Below are 16,770 nucleotides of genomic sequence, written 5' to 3'. Positions count from 1 at the left end.
TCTTACTCCCTTATCTGTCCGTCACCAGTAACCACATACTTGTAGCTGGTCAACTCCTTCAAGCCCATTGGACCACGCGCGTGCAGTTTCTGAGTAGAAATCCCCATTTCACAACCCAGTCCAAATTGGCCTCCATCTGTGAAACGAGTTGAGGCATTGACATAAACCGCTGCAGAGTCCACTTGATCTGTAAAGTAAGATGCAGCTTCAGCACTTTCCGTCACAATAGCATCCGAATGATGGGTACTGTGGGTTTCAATATGGGCAACCGCTTCTTCTAAACTGCTCACAACCTTAACAGCTAATACATAGTCTAAAAACTCGGTGTCAAAGTCTTGTGCTTTAGCTGCGTGACCTGAAACAAACTGACTTGCTTTCTCATCCAAGCGGAATTGAATTGGTTCCAGACCAGCTTCTTTTCGATTCGCAACCAGTACTTGCTCCAAGCGAGGAAGGAAGCTTGGAGCCTTGTCTTCATGAACCAGCAAAACCTCCATGGCATTGCAGACAGAAGGACGACTGGTTTTAGCATTGTTGATGATAGACAGAGCCTTGTCTTCATCTGCATCCTTATCCACATAAACATGGACAATACCAGTTCCTGTCTCGATAACAGGTACAATCGCATTTTCGACCACCGCATTAATCAAGCCAGCTCCTCCACGAGGAATAAGAAGGTCTAGATAGCCCTTTGCCTTCATCATGGCGTAGCTACTTTCACGGCTAATATCTTCCACTAGTTGAATCACATCTGGGTGAATAGTCGTTGTCTCCAAGCCCTTCTTTAAGGCTGTGACAATGGCATGCGCTGTTTGATAGGCATCCTTCCCACTACGAAGAACAACCGCATTCCCACTCTTGATAGCCAGAGCAGCCGCGTCAGACGTCACATTTGGACGACTTTCATAGATAATACCGATAACACCCATAGCTACACGTTTCTTTGTGATAACCAAACCATTTTCAAGCTGATTGGTTTCTAAAACTTCACCGATTGGATCTGGTAAAGCAACCACTTCACGAATCCCAGTTGCCATCGCTTCTATACGACTTGCATCCAAATAAAGACGATCCAGCATCACATCTGAGATTTTACCCTTAGCAGATTCCATATCAAGGGCATTTGCCGCTAAAATTTCCTCAGTAGCTGCTAATAAGTAATCAGCCATGGCTAGTAAGGCTTGGTTTTTCACCTCTTCACTAGCTGTGTTGATCGATTTTTTAACAGCCTGTACCTGTTCAAATTGTTCTTGTGTACTTACCATAGTTTACCTCTAAAATTCTGTAAAGAGTAGTTGGATTTCAGGAGTAATGGAAATCCAGTCATCACGGTGAATCAAGACACCCTTGGCTTTTTGAGAACGCAACATATCCTCCAAAGCAGATGCTCCAAATTGCACGCGTCCTTTTCCAAGTGATTTTCCACTTTCCTTGTCAAATACTGTCACGATATCACCGTAAGAAAAGGCTCCTTCTGCTTCAACGATACCAGATAAGAGGAGACTCTTGCCATGTTGAGAGAGAGCTTCTGCAGCCCCTTTATCAACCCAAATAGAACCTTGGCTCTGAGCATAAAAAGCCAGCCATTGTTTCTGGGTACGAAGTCCCTTTTCTTGGGCAACAAAGTAGGAACCATCCTTTGTCCTCTCCGCTGCTTCAATCATAGCATCTGACTTCAAGGATGAGCAGATATAGACTGGCACACCCGACTCCGTCGCAATTGTGGCAGCTTTGATTTTTGTCAGCATGCCCCCAGTTCCATTTGAAGAACCAGCACCACCAGCCATATCAATAATCTCACGATTGATGGTCTCGATTCGCTCCAAGCGTTTGGCTCTTGGATCTGAATTAGGATTTCCAGTATAGAGACCGTCCACATCTGTCAAGAGGACCAAAAGGTCTGCTTGGACCATGGCTGCTACCTGAGCACTTAAAGTATCATTGTCCCCAACCTTGAGCTCATCAATAACGACACTGTCATTCTCATTGATGATAGGAATCGCGCCACGGCTAAGTAGAACTGACAAAGCCTGATGGGCATTCTTATAACGGCGCTTATCCACAAAGTCATCCTGGGTCAACAAAATTTGGGCAGAAACAATTTGGCGCAAAAGAAGATTGGTCGTGTATTCTTCTAACAAAAGTCCTTGTCCTACCGCTGCTGAAGCCTGTTTATCAGCAATCTTAGTCGGACGCTTTTTAAATCCTAAAGCTCCAAAACCAGCAGCAATGGCACCTGACGACACCAAAATCAATTCATGACCAGCCTCGTGCAACATAGCCAACTGCTGGGTAATAGCCTTTACCTTACTACGTGATAAACTTCCATCCTCATTCGTCAGAGAAGAAGTCCCCACCTTAAAGACAATCCGTTTGAATTTCATAGTCTCACTCCGATTCTTCATATTTATCCATTATAACATGAATGGCAGGAAATAGAAAAGAGTTGATAGGAAAAAGAAGGCCCTAAAACCGAGACCACTGAAAAAGTAAGCCTCTTACTTTTAATAAAATGAAAACCGAGGAATCTCTCATCAATTTGAGCGAATTCCTCGGTTATTTTGTGTTTATTAAAGTCATAATTCGTTTCATATTGACCACGAAGATGCTTGTGACTGCCTGTAACTCCATGTTGAAAAGACCTGATGCCCTTGCGACATCAAAGCCATGTCTCTGTTTTAGTTCGGCATTCTTCGCTTCGATTTTATAGCGATGTCTGGCCATTTCTTTAAAATAAGGTGTTTCTTGAAATTTCTTCTGGAAAAGATGGTCGTTACTCTTAATGGTTATTGAATAAGTTTTAGACTTTGCCCCCTCCTGATAACACCCTTCCTTGGAAAGGCAATTCTTGCACTTCTCAATATCAAAGTAATGAGTGACAACTTGATTCTTATTTTGATATTTTTTCCCTGTCCTTGCTTTGCGAACAGCCATGTGTCCTTCTGGACAGACAAATAGCCCTGCGTCTTTATTAAATTCAAAGGCATCCTCTTCTTTACGGTAACCTTTTGAAACAGAAGGGTTCAGTTTGGATACCAAATGCATCTTTTCTTTGCGAGCTAGTTGAATGTTGTCCTTTCCTGAATAAGCCGCATCACCAATAATAGTCTTGATATCCCGACTATTTTCCTTTGTTTTGGCATATAACTCAGGTAAATATTTCCCATCACTTTGTTCTCCAGAAGTGACCACACAAGCAGTAATAATCCGTTCATCCGTCATAGCGATATGACTTTTATATCCATAGAAAGAGGTGTCTGCTGTCTTATGTCCAAGCCTAGCCTCCTCCTTAACAGATGCTTCCAAGTGTTCTAAGTCGTCCTCAACAGCTTCTTTTAGGTAATTGAACTTTTGAGAAACAGCTGGTAGGGTTAAGAGTTCCTCGTGTTTTTCAACCACAGCCATTAACTCCTCTGTATAGGTCAACTCTGCTTCAAGGTTATCTTCCTGAGGTTTCTTTGGAAATTCTATTTTGATATCTTCTGAATGTTGATAAATCGTTTTACGTAAAGCTTTTGAACGCTCCCTAAGAATTTCTTGGGGTTTCTTATGATTATAATGAGCTTTGGTGTGAGTGGCATCCACAATGAGAATCTTACTCTTAATCAAGTTGTGTTCGAGTGCAATTTGAACAGACTTCTGAATCAATACATCAAGCAGATTGTTATCTTTAATTCTTAGCTTTCTAAATTTTGTCAGAGAGGATGGTTCGATAACAGAATCCTCCGGAGCTAGACCAAGAAAAAATTTAAAGGCCATATCTGACAAGGAACGTTCCACCACATCGACATCTGATAACTTATAAATATCTTTCAACAAGAGATATTTGAACATCATAATCGGAGAATAAGCTTTACGCCCAAAATCGGGATGATAATTCTTTTCTAGTTCATCATAAATAAAGCTAAAATCACAGAGTTCAGTTAGCTGACGTAAAAAGTGGGTTTTAGGAACAACGATATTATACAAACTAGAATAAGGACTGATATCCATAGTTAACTGATTATCAAGCATTATTTCACCTCATCTCTAGTATAACAAAAAAGCCATCAAGTTGATGACTTTTTCAGTGGGCTCCTAAAACCTTCTTTTCTACTACTGTTCTGATTCCGATTTGTTTGCATTTGTTTCAGAGCTTTGTGAAGTTGATGAAGTCAAATCTTGACTAGTTGAAGAACTTGTAATACTTTCGTGTTGACTCGTTTCTTTATTTTCAAGATCTTTTTTCACTACTTCATTAGATTCTTTTATTTCTGAATGACTTGTAGTTTTAATTGTAGCAGATTTTTCGACTGGAACATCCACTAACCAGGCACCACTTAAATCAACAGTATAGCCTTCTGGTGTCTTACCATTCACAAGTAATTGACCATTTTCTTTCAAGAAGTACCAATTATCCTTGTCCTTGATCCAACCAACAGCTCGTGAACCGTCTGCCTTGTAGAAGTACCAATCATTTGCCTTTTTAAGCCATCCTTGCTTCATAGCTCCTGAATCTTCTAGATAGTAATGATGACCAGAAACTTCTATCTCGCCTGTCTTCATGGTACCAGTAGAATCCATATAGTACCAGGTTTCTTTATCTTTTACCCAGCCCGTTTTCATTTCCCCTGATTGAGCAAAATAGTACCATTGTCCATCAATCTTACGCCATCCTGTTATCATATCCCCATCATTTGATAGATAATAGGTCTGACCGCCAGTATTAAGCCAACCAGTCTCCATCTGATTTTCTTTGTTGAAATAATACCAGCTTCCATTGATTTTCTTCCAATTTTTAGCAGATGCACCAGAGTCTGTCAAATAGAACCAACGATTGTTCCATTTTTTCCATTGATTCTGTAACAAGATACCCGTTTGGTTGAAGTAATACCATTCACCCTTGATTTCATTCCAACCAACTGCATATTCTCCTGTAGAGTCAGGCGCTTGATACCACCAGTTTCCATAAGCACTCTTATGCCAACCAGCTTGAAAACTTGGAATCTGCTTGTAAGAAGTTGAAATATTGACAAAACCATCTTGTCGAATATCAAAAACTGTCGCATCATAGTCTTTGCTGGCTGCGTTAATTCTCTCAATTCCTCGTTCTTTGAGCCAATTGACATACTCACTATCAACACCATTTTTCCAAGGTAAACTATCCGAAGTTTGAACAATCAAACTCGGACTCAAATTTTTAATGAAATCCTTGGTGTTTGATTTATTGGTATCATAGTGATGATTAAACTTCATCAAATCAACTTTTCCAATGAGAGGACCATACTTGTCTTCTGCTCCATGAGCATTATCCAAATCTCCTCCGAGGTAAATTTTCTTACCATTGACTTTCACTACACTAATCAAAGAATTAGAATTGTCATCCCAAATTTTCTTTAATTCACCTGATGAATCAGTTTCATTTTCATAGTTATAGAGTTGAATATCCATGTCCCCAAACTGAAAATGAGCATCTCCTTGTGTAATGTTTTGAATAACTGAAACACCTTTTTCTGCAGAAGTCTGTAAAACCTTATCATAGCCATACAGATTATCCCATAGATGAGTTGGTGTTGTAATCCGACTATCAGAGTATTTTTTCATGTAGATACGACCAACTGGATAGGTTTGCAGTAACTCATCAACGTTTCCAATATGGTCACTATGGGTATGGGTTACCAAAATAAAATCAAGTTTTTGGACACCCAATTCCTTTAAATGTCGCGAAACACGATCTGTCAGAACATGCTTATAAGATGTTTCAATTCCTTCTCTCCATGGGTAACGAGAATCACTTCCATCTGGGAAATCATAATCTTCTCCTGTATCCACCATGGCAAAATGTCCATTACTTTCAAGAATGATCGCATCACTGCCACCTTCCTGAACATTTATAAAGTGGATTTTATTTCCTGAACTTTCTTGAGCTTGAACATTCCCATGAAATGACAAGCATAAAAAAGCACCTGCAAGTGCTAAACTAGTTAATTTCTTTTTCATTCTTACTTTCTCAATCTCTCCAATGTTTCCTTAAAAATCTCTGGGATATCTGCTGTAAATTCCATGGTCTCACCTGTTCTCGGATGGGTAAAGCCTAGAGTCTTGGCATGGAGAAATTGTCCATGTCCTTTCAAAGTCTTGCGAGGACCATAGACCTCATCACCAGCGACTGGATGGCCAATATAAGCCATGTGAACACGGATTTGATGAGTGCGTCCTGTCTCTAGCTGCAACTCTACCAAGCTGTAATCACCAAAACGTTCCAAGACGTGGAAACGGGTCACTGCAGGCTTCCCTTTAGCAGTCACAGCCTGTTTCTTACGGTCTTTTTCACTACGGCCAATCGGAGCTTCAATCACACCACGATCATTAGGCAGATTTCCATGAACAATAGCCCAATATTTTCGGAGAGACTTTTTATCCTTGAGTTCTTGGGCAAGTGCTAGATGCGCCTCATCGTTTTTAGCAATCATGAGAAGGCCAGACGTATCCTTATCAATACGATGAACAATTCCTGGGCGTAGAACCCCATTGATACCCGACAAGTCCTTAATATGATACATAAGGGCATTTACTAGAGTTCCACTAGTATGACCAGCACTCGGATGCACCACCATCCCCTGAGGTTTGTTAACGACGGCCACATCCTCATCTTGGTAGATGATATCTAGCGGAAGATTCTCAGCCACATACTCTAAGACCTCCGGCTCTGGTACATGGTAAGTGACGATATCACCCTCTTGAACTGTGTATTTAGCTTTCTTGACTTGACCATTAACCAAGACCTGTCCTGATTTGATTTGTTCATTCGCGAGACTACGTGATAATTCTGTCAAATCCGACAAAGCCTTATCTAAACGCAGGCCACCAGTTTCAATTTTAATTTCCATTTATTTCCTCTTTTAGCATTGCAATCAATAAAATAATCACTCCAACAGTCAGATAGCTATCTGCCACATTGAAAATTGCAAAATTGATAAAGTCCAAGTGAAACATATCCACAACAAAGCCCTGACTTACCCTGTCAATAAAGTTTCCAAGACCACCTGCGATAATCAAGGTCAAACCCAAGACCATCCAGAATGAGTCCTCCATGTGTTTATGTAGATACCAAATGGCACCTACCACGACAACCAGGGTAATGACAGCGAATAACAACTGCTGATCTTGTAAGATAGAAAAGGCTGCACCTCGATTTTGCAGGTAGGTCAAACTAACGAAATTGGGAATCCAAGAGCGTACTTCACCCAGTGGAATCTGCTGGACGATATAGGATTTTACCAACTGATCAAGCCCAATCAAAAGTAGTACAATGACTGCCACTATTCCTCTTTTTTTCATGATTTCCTCTTCTGATTAAAATATTCTTGCATGACTTCTACAAAGAGAGTCCCAGCTTGACTCAGCTCCACTTCTTCACGTTTAACATAGACCATGCGATTATCTAGGTTATCCTTGAGACGAATGACTGTAATCCCATTGACACTGTCACTATCTAAAAATCCGGAACCTGTTGCATAAGCGTCCGTCCGCTCCAAAATACCATTCAAAGTAGCACGGTCTGTCACATTGAACATCTGCGAGCTCGCACTGGTATCGACAAAGTTCTCTGAATAATAAAGGTACTCGTCTTTCTCTTGAGTAAAACGAACCGTTGGTAAATCTGCTAAATCCTCCATGACCAATTCCTCTTTCTGAGCTAAAGGGTGCCCCTCGCGGAGATAAATGTGGGTATGAAAGGGAATTAATTCAATGACCTCTAAGCCTAGCTTTTCAACCCGTTGCATAATGCCCTTTTTGTTTTGATTGTTGAGGTAGATAATCCCAATCTCACTATGCCCTTGAGCTACTTCATCTAAGATTTGAACAGTAGTTGATTCAAAAATACGGAAGTTCTTATAGTCAGGATAACGCTCTGAAAAAGCCGTAATAGTTGGTGGCAAGAAGTCATAGTGCTGGCTAGCAATGGAAAATTCATCTTTTTCTTCCTCAGGATTGGCATACTGATTTTGAAAAATATCAAATCCTTTAACCAATTCTTGAGCTTTTTCATAGAATTCCATACCACGACGAGTCAAGAAAGTCCCTGAGCTGGTCCGACGGAAAATCTTAAAGCCCAACTCTTTTTCCAAATCACGAACAGAAATAGACAGACTCGGCTGACTAACATACATCTTTTCAGCAGCTTCACGAAAAGTACCGCTATTCGCAATAGCCACAACATAGCGTAATTGTTGAATGTTCATCTTCTACCCCCAACTTCTTTATCTTTTCATTATACCATATTTTAGAAGTTTTCCAAAAAGGAAAAAAGTTTGGAAATTTTCAAGTCTCAATAAAGACTCTAACATTCCAAGACAAGAATTAGAATAATGTCTTTTTTCAGTCCTTATCTGATTTCAAGCAAATAAAAACAGCAAATCTTGTTGATTTACCGTTTAAAAGATGATACAAATTCAATTTCCATAATATGGGTACCAAAATGGGTACCAAAACAAAAAAAGAGGCTCTCCGAAAACTCGGAAAGCCTTAGTTTATGCTACTTCTAGCTTCCTCGCCTTTATATTTCAAGGCTCGGGATAAAAAGGTTCAGTGAACCTTTTTATTTAGCGATTGGGTAAACAGAAACTTGTTTTTTATCGCGTCCTTTACGTTCAAAGCGTACTACGCCTTCAACTTTAGCGAACAAAGTATCGTCTCCACCACGTCCAACGTTTACACCTGGGTAGATGTGTGTACCACGTTGACGGTAAAGGATTGATCCACCTGTTACTGTTTGTCCGTCAGCTGCTTTAGCTCCAAGACGTTTTGCTTGTGAATCACGTCCGTTTGATGTAGAACCTCCACCTTTTTTGTGGGCGAAAAGTTGCAAGTTGTTAAGAGTCATTTTTAACATAATGTTTTCCTCCGTGTTAGTTTTCTGTGATAACTCTGGTTTGGACGAACTCAGAAGAGTTCTCCGATAAGTTTGCCATACCTAAGAAAAATGATTCAAAGAATAACTGGGTCATTTCTCTCTGGTGTGAAGGAAGATCTTTTGGTATTTCAACCATCAGATAGCCACCTTCATCTTCGTTTAATTCTAGGATTGGTTCATAGCCTGCAAATTTCTCAATAGAATTGATAAAGTTAACGGCAAGCGTAGAAACCGATGCACACACGACATCTAAGCCGTATTCGCCACTCTCGGCGTGTCCAGTAATTTCTGCACTCCTCAGCTCGCCATCTTCGGCTCTCTCAAAGACTGCCTGTATCATGTGTTCTCCTTAAAATTAAGCGTTGATTGCGTTGATGACAACTTTTGTATATGGTTGACGGTGACCTTGTTTACGGTGGCTACCTTTTTTAGGTTTGTACTTGTAAGTAACAACTTTCTTTTGTTTTCCTTGTTTTTCAACAGTTCCAACTACAGTAGCTCCAGCAACAAGTGGAGTTCCGACAACAGTGTTTTCACCACCAACAAGAACAACTTCGTTAAAAGTAACTTCTTGACCAGCTTCAACGTTCAATTTTTCAACGTAAACTGCTTGACCAACTTCAACTTTAACTTGTTTTCCGCCAGTTTTGATAATTGCGTATGTGCTCATTATGCACCTCCTATGATTTTTATGGGTTTCCCCGATTTTTTTGTGAAGACTCGCCTAGCATCGTGGGACGAACCACTTAAACTTGAATAATCAAGCAACGATGTTCGTGCGGTTGCACAGGAACGTGCATAGTCAACTCTTCAAGTATAGCATATCTCCTATTTTCTTACAAGTAATAACACCTAAAATGAAGCTTTTTCTTTTACTTTTTTCTGCCAAGAGGCAAAAAGCATGCTGAGGTAAAAAATACTCATCATAATAGGAACACCAAGAATGGTCTTTTCATGATAGAAAATCGTCAAATAGGCTGAAAAGACAACGCCAAGGACAAAACTACTAAGCAGGCTAACAAATATGAATCCTTCACGCAAAAAAGGTGTGTGCTTGGTTCGGAAATAATCTCCAAAAGCCAGCATGGTCCGTTTGATATTCCCTGTCATAAAAGCGTTATTATAGGCAATACCCGACACTTCTCCAAAAGCAGTCGTCACCAATCCCATACAGAAGGCCAAGGGCGGTACTAGATAGATATTATCTACAGTCTGCGGTACAAAACCAATAATGATTGATAAGATTGCTAAAGGAAGCAATGACAAAATTGGCTTTTTCACAATTCTCAATTTTTCCTTATAAACAGTTAATAAAAAGACCCCCATCATAAAAGCTAGCAATGTGAGAACCTTGTCCCTAACATCTGAAACATTATTTTGAATTAATTCTACTGAAAGAAAGACGACATTCCCAGTTTGTCCAGCTACAAGAGTATTCCCTCGCACAATAAAAGTATAGGCATCTACATATCCTGCACAAAAAGTCAAAAAAAGCGCTAGCCTCTTAGACTGACGTGATATTTTTCTTATAGGTAATAACCTCATTTTCCCTCCCATTTCATTTACTCATCTCATTATTGTACCACTTTCTTTGGAAAAGACCTAGTAGCTTATTTGAAATTTTTTCCCCTCTGTTGGATAGTCCCGTCTATCTATGTTATAATGAAAGAAGGATTTGAAATTGGAAAAGGAGTAACTATGCTTAAATTAGGTGTCATCGGAACAGGGGCTATCAGCCACCACTTCATAGAAGCAGCCCATACCAGTGGAGAATACAAGATGGTCGCAGTTTATTCTAGAAAGATAGAAACTGCAGCAACCTTTGCTTCTCGCTATCAGGATATCCAACTCTTTGATCAATTAGAGGACTTCTTCAAGAGCTCCTTTGATGTGGTCTATATTGCTAGTCCAAACTCCTTGCATTTTGCTCAGGCAAAAATTGCATTGTCTTCAAGTAAACACGTCATTCTTGAAAAGCCAGCTGTCACTCAGCCACAAGAATGGCTGGATTTGGTTCAAACAGCTAATAAAAATCACTGTTTTATCTTCGAAGCAGCTCGTAATTACCACGAAGAAGCTTTTACTACTATCAAAAACTTTTTAGCAGACAAGCAAATTTTGGGAGCAGATTTCAACTATGCCAAGTATTCTTCCAAAATGCCTAACTTGTTGGCTGGGGAGACACCTAATGTCTTCTCAAATCGTTTTGCTGGCGGAGCCCTTATGGATTTGGGGATTTATCCTCTCTACGCTGCCGTTCGCCTCTTTGGAAAGGCTCAGGACGCGACCTACATGGCTCAACAGCTTGACAATAGCATGGACCTGAATGGAGATGGAATCCTCTTCTACCCAGACTATCAAGTTCATATCAAGGCAGGGAAAAACATCACTTCCAATCTTCCTTGCGAGATTTATACGACAGATGGTACCTTGACCCTCAACACCATCGAACATGTCAGCTCAGCTATTTTTACCGACCATCAAGGCAATCAAGTCCAACTCCCTATCCAACAGGCTCCTCATACGATGACTGAGGAAGTCGCTGCATTTGCACACATGATTCATCAACCAGATCTGAATCTCTACCAAACTTGGCTGGAAGATGCAAGTTCAGTTCATGAGCTACTTTATACCATGCGCCAGACTGCTGGCATTAGATTTGAGGCAGAAAAATGAAAACCAAACTACCGACTGAATGGCAAGAACTGAGTGACCAACTCGGTTTCCAAGAATTTACCCCCATTCAAACTCAACTATTTGAACCCCTTCTTGCGGGAGAAAATCTTCTAGGAGTGAGCCCAACAGGAACTGGTAAGACCCTAGCTTACCTCCTACCAAGTCTTCTCAGACTACAAAAGAAAAAAGCCCAACAACTCTTGATTCTAGCACCAAATACTGAGCTTGCTGGACAGATTTTTGATGTATGTAAAACGTGGACTGAAGCTATCGGCTTGACTGCTCAGCTCTTCTTATCAGGTTCGAGTCAGAAACGCCAGATTGAACGCCTAAAAAAAGGACCAGAAATTCTGATTGGAACTCCTGGCCGTATTTTTGAACTCATTAAACTGAAAAAAATCAAGATGATGAATGTGGAAACTATCATCCTGGATGAATTCGACCAATTGCTCGATGATTCTCAGATTCACTTTGTCGAGAAAATTACCCACTACGCACCGCGTGACCACCACCTGGTCTACATGAGTGCGACGACCAAGTTTGACCAAGAAAAGATTGCGCCTAACACGCGCACCATTGATCTCTCTGACCAAAAATTGGATAACATCCAACATTTCTATATGCAGGTAGACCAACGTCACCGAGTGGATATGCTACGAAAACTAGCTCATGTAGAAGATTTCCGTGGTCTGGTCTTCTTTAACAGCTTGTCAGATCTTGGAAGTGCAGAAGAAAAATTACAGTATCGTGATATCTTAGCTGTATCTCTAGCTAGTGATGTCAATGTTAAATTTAGAAAAGTTATCTTAGAAAAGTTTAAAGATAACCAACTGACCCTTCTTCTTGCAACAGACCTTTTGGCTCGTGGGATTGATATCGATAGCCTCGAATGTGTTGTAAACTTTGATGTCCCTAGAGATATCGAAATTTACACTCACCGTGCTGGCCGTACTGGCCGTATGGGCAAGGAAGGTTATGTTATCACTCTCGTCACCCATCCTGAAGAACTCAAAAAACTTAAGAAGTTTGCAGGTGTCCGTGAAATTGTCCTAAAAAATCAAGAACTCTACATCAAATAACCCCCCCTTTGCTCTATGCCCATCAAGTGTATAGAGCTTTTTTATGTAAACAATTCTTCAATTTTATACTCAATGAAAATCAAAGAGCAAACTAGGAAGCTAGCCCAGACTGTACTTGAGTACGGCAAGGTGACGCCGACGTGGGTTGAATTTGATTTTCATTGAGTATTAGTTCAATATCAGAAAAAAAGAACCTTGCATAGCAAGATTCTTTTAGTGTCTGACTTAAATAATTGTTCTTCTGGGAACTAAATCGAATTAAGCTTCGATTTCTGTAACCATACCTGAACCAACAGTACGTCCACCCTCACGGATAGAGAATGTAGTACCTTGTTCTACGGCGATTGGGTGGATCAACTCAACGTCGATTGTCACGTTATCACCAGGCATTACCATTTCAGTACCTGCTGGAAGTTCGATTGAACCTGTAACGTCAGTAGTACGGAAGTAGAATTGTGGACGGTAGTTGTTGAAGAATGGAGTGTGACGTCCACCTTCTTCTTTAGTAAGGATGTAAACTTCACCTTTGAATTTAGTGTGTGGGTTGATTGAACCTGGTTTAGCAATAACTTGTCCACGTTCGATTTCATCACGTTGAACACCACGAAGAAGGACACCTACATTATCTCCGGCAAGACCTTCGTCAAGTTGTTTACGGAACATTTCAACACCAGTAACAACTGCTTTTTGAGTTTCTTCTTTGATACCAACGATTTCGATTTCGTCGTTGACTTTAACGATACCACGGTCGATACGTCCTGAAGCAACTGTACCACGTCCAGTGATTGAGAATACGTCTTCGACTGGAAGAAGCAATGGTTTGTCAGTGTCACGTTCTGGTTCTGGGATGTACTCATCAACTGTATTCATCAATTCCATAACGATGTCTTCGTATTTAGAGTCACCTTCAAGGGCTTTAAGAGCTGAACCTTGGATAACTGGAAGATCGTCACCTGGGAAGTCGTATTCTGACAATAGGTCACGGATTTCCATTTCAACCAATTCAAGCAATTCTTCGTCGTCAACCAAGTCAACTTTGTTCATGAAGACGATAAGGTGTTTAACACCAACCTGACGTGAAAGAAGGATGTGCTCACGAGTTTGTGGCATTGGTCCGTCAGTTGAAGCTACTACAAGGATAGCTCCGTCCATTTGAGCGGCACCAGTGATCATGTTTTTAACGTAGTCCGCGTGTCCTGGAGCGTCGATGTGAGCGTAGTGACGTTTTTCAGTTTCGTACTCAACGTGCGCAGTGTTGATTGTGATACCGCGTTCGCGTTCTTCTGGAGCAGCATCGATAGACGCATAGTCTTTAGGTTGGTTAACTGATGAAGGCAAGCGACGTGCCAAAACAGTTGTGATAGCTGCAGTTAGGGTAGTTTTACCGTGGTCAACGTGTCCGATAGTACCAATGTTAACGTGTGGTTTACTACGATCGTATTTTTCTTTTGCCATTTGAGTAAAAGCCTCCAATAAAATATATTTTATAGATAGACAGTAGGCAATACAGTCTAACTTTCCTTACTATTTTATCAAATTTCAGCTAAATTGCAAGTGTTTTACAAAGTTTTTGTGAATTATTCTTAATCAGCTAATCTAAACGTCACTTCTACTCCTATCACTTGACTAAAGAAAAAGAAAAATCAGGAATTTCCTGACTTTTACTTGGCTAATTCTCTTTCTCGTTCTTTCATTATTCTATGATTTTCATACAAGCGAGATAAGAACTTAGAAATTTCTTTCAAGATAGAATAGGTTGGTACAGCGACAATCATACCAATGACGCCATAGATATTACTTGATAACAAAAGTAATACTAAAATCGTAATTGGATGAACCTTCATCACTCCACCAACGATTCGAGGGTAAAGGATGTTCCCATCTACTTGTTGAATAATCAACATATAAACAACTGCAATCAGCATTCTATGAGGATCAGTAAAGACATTGGCGATAATCATCGGAATCAAACCAATACTTGGTCCAACATAAGGAATGAGATTGGCCAATCCTGAAAAGATGGCAAAGACCAAAGCGTATTTCAAACCAATCACGCTATATCCGATAAAGGCCAAACAACCAATAATAATCGCATCAATAGCAACTCCACTAATATATCGAGCAATTGTAGTATTCAAATTTTTTAAAAGACCTGTAATATGCAACTTATCTCGCTTTAAAACAGTACGCTCAAGCATCGGCAAGAATTTGTGGCCATCTAACAAAAAATAAATTAAAAATACAGGTGTCATGATAATAATCAAAACAGTACTAAAGAGCGCAGATAAGACACTTCCAACACTATTCGTTACACTATTTAGGATATTCTGTAGAATATCTACATAAGAGAGATTTAACTGTTGAATAGTCGCTTGAATATCTAAATTTTGAAAGGCTGGATAAGTGGATAAATCGATAATCAAATCTTGCAGACGACTGTAGATTGTCTGACTTGTAGCAATCAAACTTGTCAGCTGATTAATCAAAATCGGTAAGAGATAGACGACCCCAATAACTAGCCCACAAACCAAGGCGCACAAGGTTAGTAGAATACCAATGATACGGTTAATTTTGAAATACTTTTGTAAAAAATTTACAATAGGATTGGTCAAATAATATAAAAAACCACCTAAAAGAAAGGGAATCATTATAGTGTTTGCGACACTTACAAAAGGCGTTATAATCCCACCCATCTGTCTCCATAAATAAAAGATGATGGTTAATAGTAAAATCTCACTGGTCCAAAAAAATAATTTATTCTTACGAAACATGAAGTACCTCCATTCATCTATTTTACCACACTTTCAAAAAAGCTTCTTTCTTATATCATGAAACTGGGAATATTTTTTTCTTTATGATAGAATAAACTTACTATGAAAAAAATAATTTTAACTCTCCTAAGCCTTTCCGTTATTGGGGCAGCATCTACTGTTGATGCTCAAGATTTTAATATTGCTGCTAAACATGCAATTGCTGTTGAGGCAAATACCGGTAAAATTCTCTATGAGAAAGATGCAACCCAGCCAGTTGAAATTGCTTCGATCACAAAATTGATTACTGTTTATCTTGTCTATGAAGCCTTGGAAAACGGTAGTATTACACTATCAACTCCGGTAGATATCTCTGATTATCCATACAAATTAACGACAAATTCTGAAGCGAGTAACGTTCCTATGGAGGCTCGTAATTATACCGTCGAACAACTACTGGAAGCAACCCTAGTATCCAGTGCTAACAGTGCAGCTATTGCGTTAGCTGAAAAAATTGCTGGCTCAGAAAAAGATTTCGTCGATATGATGAGGGCAAAGCTCTTGGAATGGGGCATTCAGGATGCCACTGTTGTCAATACGACGGGTCTTAACAATGAGACTTTAGGGGATAACATTTACCCAGGATCTAAAAAAGATGATGAAAACAAGCTCAGTGCTTATGATGTCGCTATCGTTGCTCGCAATCTCATCAAAAAATACCCACAAGTCTTGGAAATCACGAAAAAACCTTCTTCTACTTTTGCTGGAATGACAATCACTTCTACCAACTACATGTTAGAAGGTATGCCTGCTTATCGCGGTGGTTTTGATGGCCTTAAGACAGGAACAACAGATAAGGCTGGAGAGTCTTTTGTTGGTACTACAGTCGAAAAAGGGATGAGGGTTATCACAGTTGTTTTGAACGCAGACCATCAAGACAATAATCCTTACGCTCGCTTCACAGCTACATCGTCACTAATGGATTATATCTCTTCTACATTCACGCTTCGTAAAATCGTTCAAAAAGGCGATGCCTACCAAGATAGTAAAGCTCCTGTACAAGATGGAAAAGAAGATGCGGTCACTGCCGTTGCCAAAGATGATATCACTCTTATTGAACGTGTTGGGGGACAATCGTCCCAAACTATTCAATTCACACCTGATTCTAAGGCAATACCAGCACCACTTGAAGCCGGAACTGTGGTTGGACATTTGACTTATGAAGACAAGGACTTGATTGGTCAAGGTTACATCACCACAGAACGTCCTAGTTTTGAAATGGTAGCAGAAAAGAAAGTTGAAAAAGCCTTCTTCTTAAAAGTTTGGTGGAATCAGTTTATCCGCTTCATCAACGAAAAATTATAAAAAA

Annotated in this window: 16 protein-coding genes, 1 pseudogene and 1 other annotated feature; of the genes and pseudogenes, 4 read left to right on the top strand and 13 right to left on the bottom strand. The window is 40.0% G+C overall.

The features are described from left to right. Positions 1-2: 2 nt before the first annotated feature. The 7 genes from M1F55_RS06155 to M1F55_RS06125 form a co-directional block, all read right to left on the bottom strand. A complete protein-coding gene (locus M1F55_RS06155) occupies positions 3-1,265 on the bottom strand; it encodes a glutamate-5-semialdehyde dehydrogenase (protein WP_247947492.1) in 1,263 nt (420 codons plus the stop codon). Positions 1,266-1,274: 9 nt separating this feature from the next. Beyond that, positions 1,275-2,384 carry a glutamate 5-kinase gene (gene proB, locus M1F55_RS06150; protein ID WP_247947491.1) on the bottom strand — a complete coding sequence of 370 codons (1,110 nt, stop codon included), beginning with the start codon at positions 2,382-2,384 and terminating at the stop codon, positions 1,275-1,277. A gap of 172 nt (positions 2,385-2,556) precedes the next feature. Further along, positions 2,557-4,014 carry an IS1182 family transposase gene (locus M1F55_RS06145; protein WP_247947490.1) on the bottom strand — a complete coding sequence of 486 codons (1,458 nt, stop codon included), beginning with the start codon at positions 4,012-4,014 and terminating at the stop codon, positions 2,557-2,559. An 81-nt stretch (positions 4,015-4,095) separates the two neighbouring features. Next, positions 4,096-5,979 carry an MBL fold metallo-hydrolase gene (cbpE, locus tag M1F55_RS06140; protein WP_247947489.1) on the bottom strand — a complete coding sequence of 628 codons (1,884 nt, stop codon included), beginning with the start codon at positions 5,977-5,979 and terminating at the stop codon, positions 4,096-4,098. Between the two features lie 2 nt (positions 5,980-5,981). Further along, on the bottom strand, positions 5,982-6,869 hold the full coding sequence (locus M1F55_RS06135; protein ID WP_000403207.1) for an RluA family pseudouridine synthase: 888 nt from the start codon (positions 6,867-6,869) through the stop codon (positions 5,982-5,984). Then, complete coding sequence (gene lspA / locus M1F55_RS06130) at positions 6,859-7,320, bottom strand: signal peptidase II (RefSeq protein WP_000745686.1); 462 nt, start codon at positions 7,318-7,320, stop codon at positions 6,859-6,861. Before lspA ends, M1F55_RS06135 begins: the two co-directional genes overlap by 11 nt. After that, positions 7,317-8,225 carry a LysR family transcriptional regulator gene (locus tag M1F55_RS06125; protein ID WP_001025694.1) on the bottom strand — a complete coding sequence of 303 codons (909 nt, stop codon included), beginning with the start codon at positions 8,223-8,225 and terminating at the stop codon, positions 7,317-7,319. Before M1F55_RS06125 ends, lspA begins: the two co-directional genes overlap by 4 nt. Here M1F55_RS06125 and M1F55_RS06120 point away from each other — a divergent pair. Beyond that, positions 8,218-8,292: pseudogene (locus M1F55_RS06120) on the top strand (AraC family transcriptional regulator); the annotation flags it as partial. The gene M1F55_RS06125 and the pseudogene M1F55_RS06120 sit on opposite strands and share 8 nt — an antisense overlap. A gap of 289 nt (positions 8,293-8,581) precedes the next feature. Here the strand turns inward: M1F55_RS06120 and rpmA are convergent. From rpmA to M1F55_RS06100, 4 genes are all read right to left on the bottom strand, one after another. Beyond that, the gene (gene rpmA, locus M1F55_RS06115; protein WP_000916509.1) at positions 8,582-8,875 is read right to left on the bottom strand and encodes a 50S ribosomal protein L27; all 294 of its coding nucleotides are present in this window, start codon (positions 8,873-8,875) and stop codon (positions 8,582-8,584) included. 16 nt (positions 8,876-8,891) lie between these two features. Next, positions 8,892-9,236 (bottom strand): ribosomal-processing cysteine protease Prp, encoded by a 345-nt coding sequence (locus M1F55_RS06110; RefSeq protein WP_023947780.1) that lies wholly within the window; start codon positions 9,234-9,236, stop codon positions 8,892-8,894. Between the two features lie 15 nt (positions 9,237-9,251). Beyond that, a complete protein-coding gene (gene rplU, locus M1F55_RS06105) occupies positions 9,252-9,566 on the bottom strand; it encodes a 50S ribosomal protein L21 (protein ID WP_000109141.1) in 315 nt (104 codons plus the stop codon). 36 nt (positions 9,567-9,602) lie between these two features. Beyond that, positions 9,603-9,690: a sequence feature (ribosomal protein L21 leader region), on the bottom strand. 58 nt (positions 9,691-9,748) lie between these two features. After that, the gene (locus M1F55_RS06100) at positions 9,749-10,453 is read right to left on the bottom strand and encodes a YoaK family protein (protein ID WP_023947782.1); all 705 of its coding nucleotides are present in this window, start codon (positions 10,451-10,453) and stop codon (positions 9,749-9,751) included. Positions 10,454-10,594: 141 nt separating this feature from the next. On the opposite strand from M1F55_RS06100, the gene M1F55_RS06095 reads away from it, so the two are divergent. Then, positions 10,595-11,572 carry a Gfo/Idh/MocA family protein gene (locus M1F55_RS06095; protein ID WP_033684979.1) on the top strand — a complete coding sequence of 326 codons (978 nt, stop codon included), beginning with the start codon at positions 10,595-10,597 and terminating at the stop codon, positions 11,570-11,572. After that, positions 11,569-12,651 carry a DEAD/DEAH box helicase gene (locus tag M1F55_RS06090; RefSeq protein ID WP_023947787.1) on the top strand — a complete coding sequence of 361 codons (1,083 nt, stop codon included), beginning with the start codon at positions 11,569-11,571 and terminating at the stop codon, positions 12,649-12,651. Before M1F55_RS06095 ends, M1F55_RS06090 begins: the two co-directional genes overlap by 4 nt. Before the next feature lie 258 nt (positions 12,652-12,909). Here the strand turns inward: M1F55_RS06090 and tuf are convergent, their stop codons facing one another. Both tuf and M1F55_RS06080 read right to left on the bottom strand, forming a co-directional pair. Further along, entirely contained in the window at positions 12,910-14,106 is a 1,197-nt protein-coding gene (tuf, locus tag M1F55_RS06085; RefSeq protein ID WP_001040724.1) for an elongation factor Tu, read from the bottom strand. A 206-nt stretch (positions 14,107-14,312) separates the two neighbouring features. Next, complete coding sequence (locus tag M1F55_RS06080) at positions 14,313-15,422, bottom strand: AI-2E family transporter (protein WP_084924559.1); 1,110 nt, start codon at positions 15,420-15,422, stop codon at positions 14,313-14,315. A gap of 102 nt (positions 15,423-15,524) precedes the next feature. Here M1F55_RS06080 and pbp3 point away from each other — a divergent pair, with 102 nt between their 5' ends. Then, positions 15,525-16,766, top strand: a complete 1,242-nt coding sequence (pbp3, locus tag M1F55_RS06075; RefSeq protein ID WP_023947791.1) for a D-alanyl-D-alanine carboxypeptidase PBP3 — start codon at positions 15,525-15,527, stop codon at positions 16,764-16,766. The last annotated feature ends 4 nt before the right edge of the window (positions 16,767-16,770 follow it).

It is taken from the genome of Streptococcus mitis (assembly GCF_023109235.1).
GTDB classification, from domain to species: Bacteria; Bacillota; Bacilli; order Lactobacillales; family Streptococcaceae; genus Streptococcus; species Streptococcus mitis_DA.
Note: the sequence above shows the minus strand (reverse complement) of the source record. Positions and strands in the feature narration are given on the sequence as shown.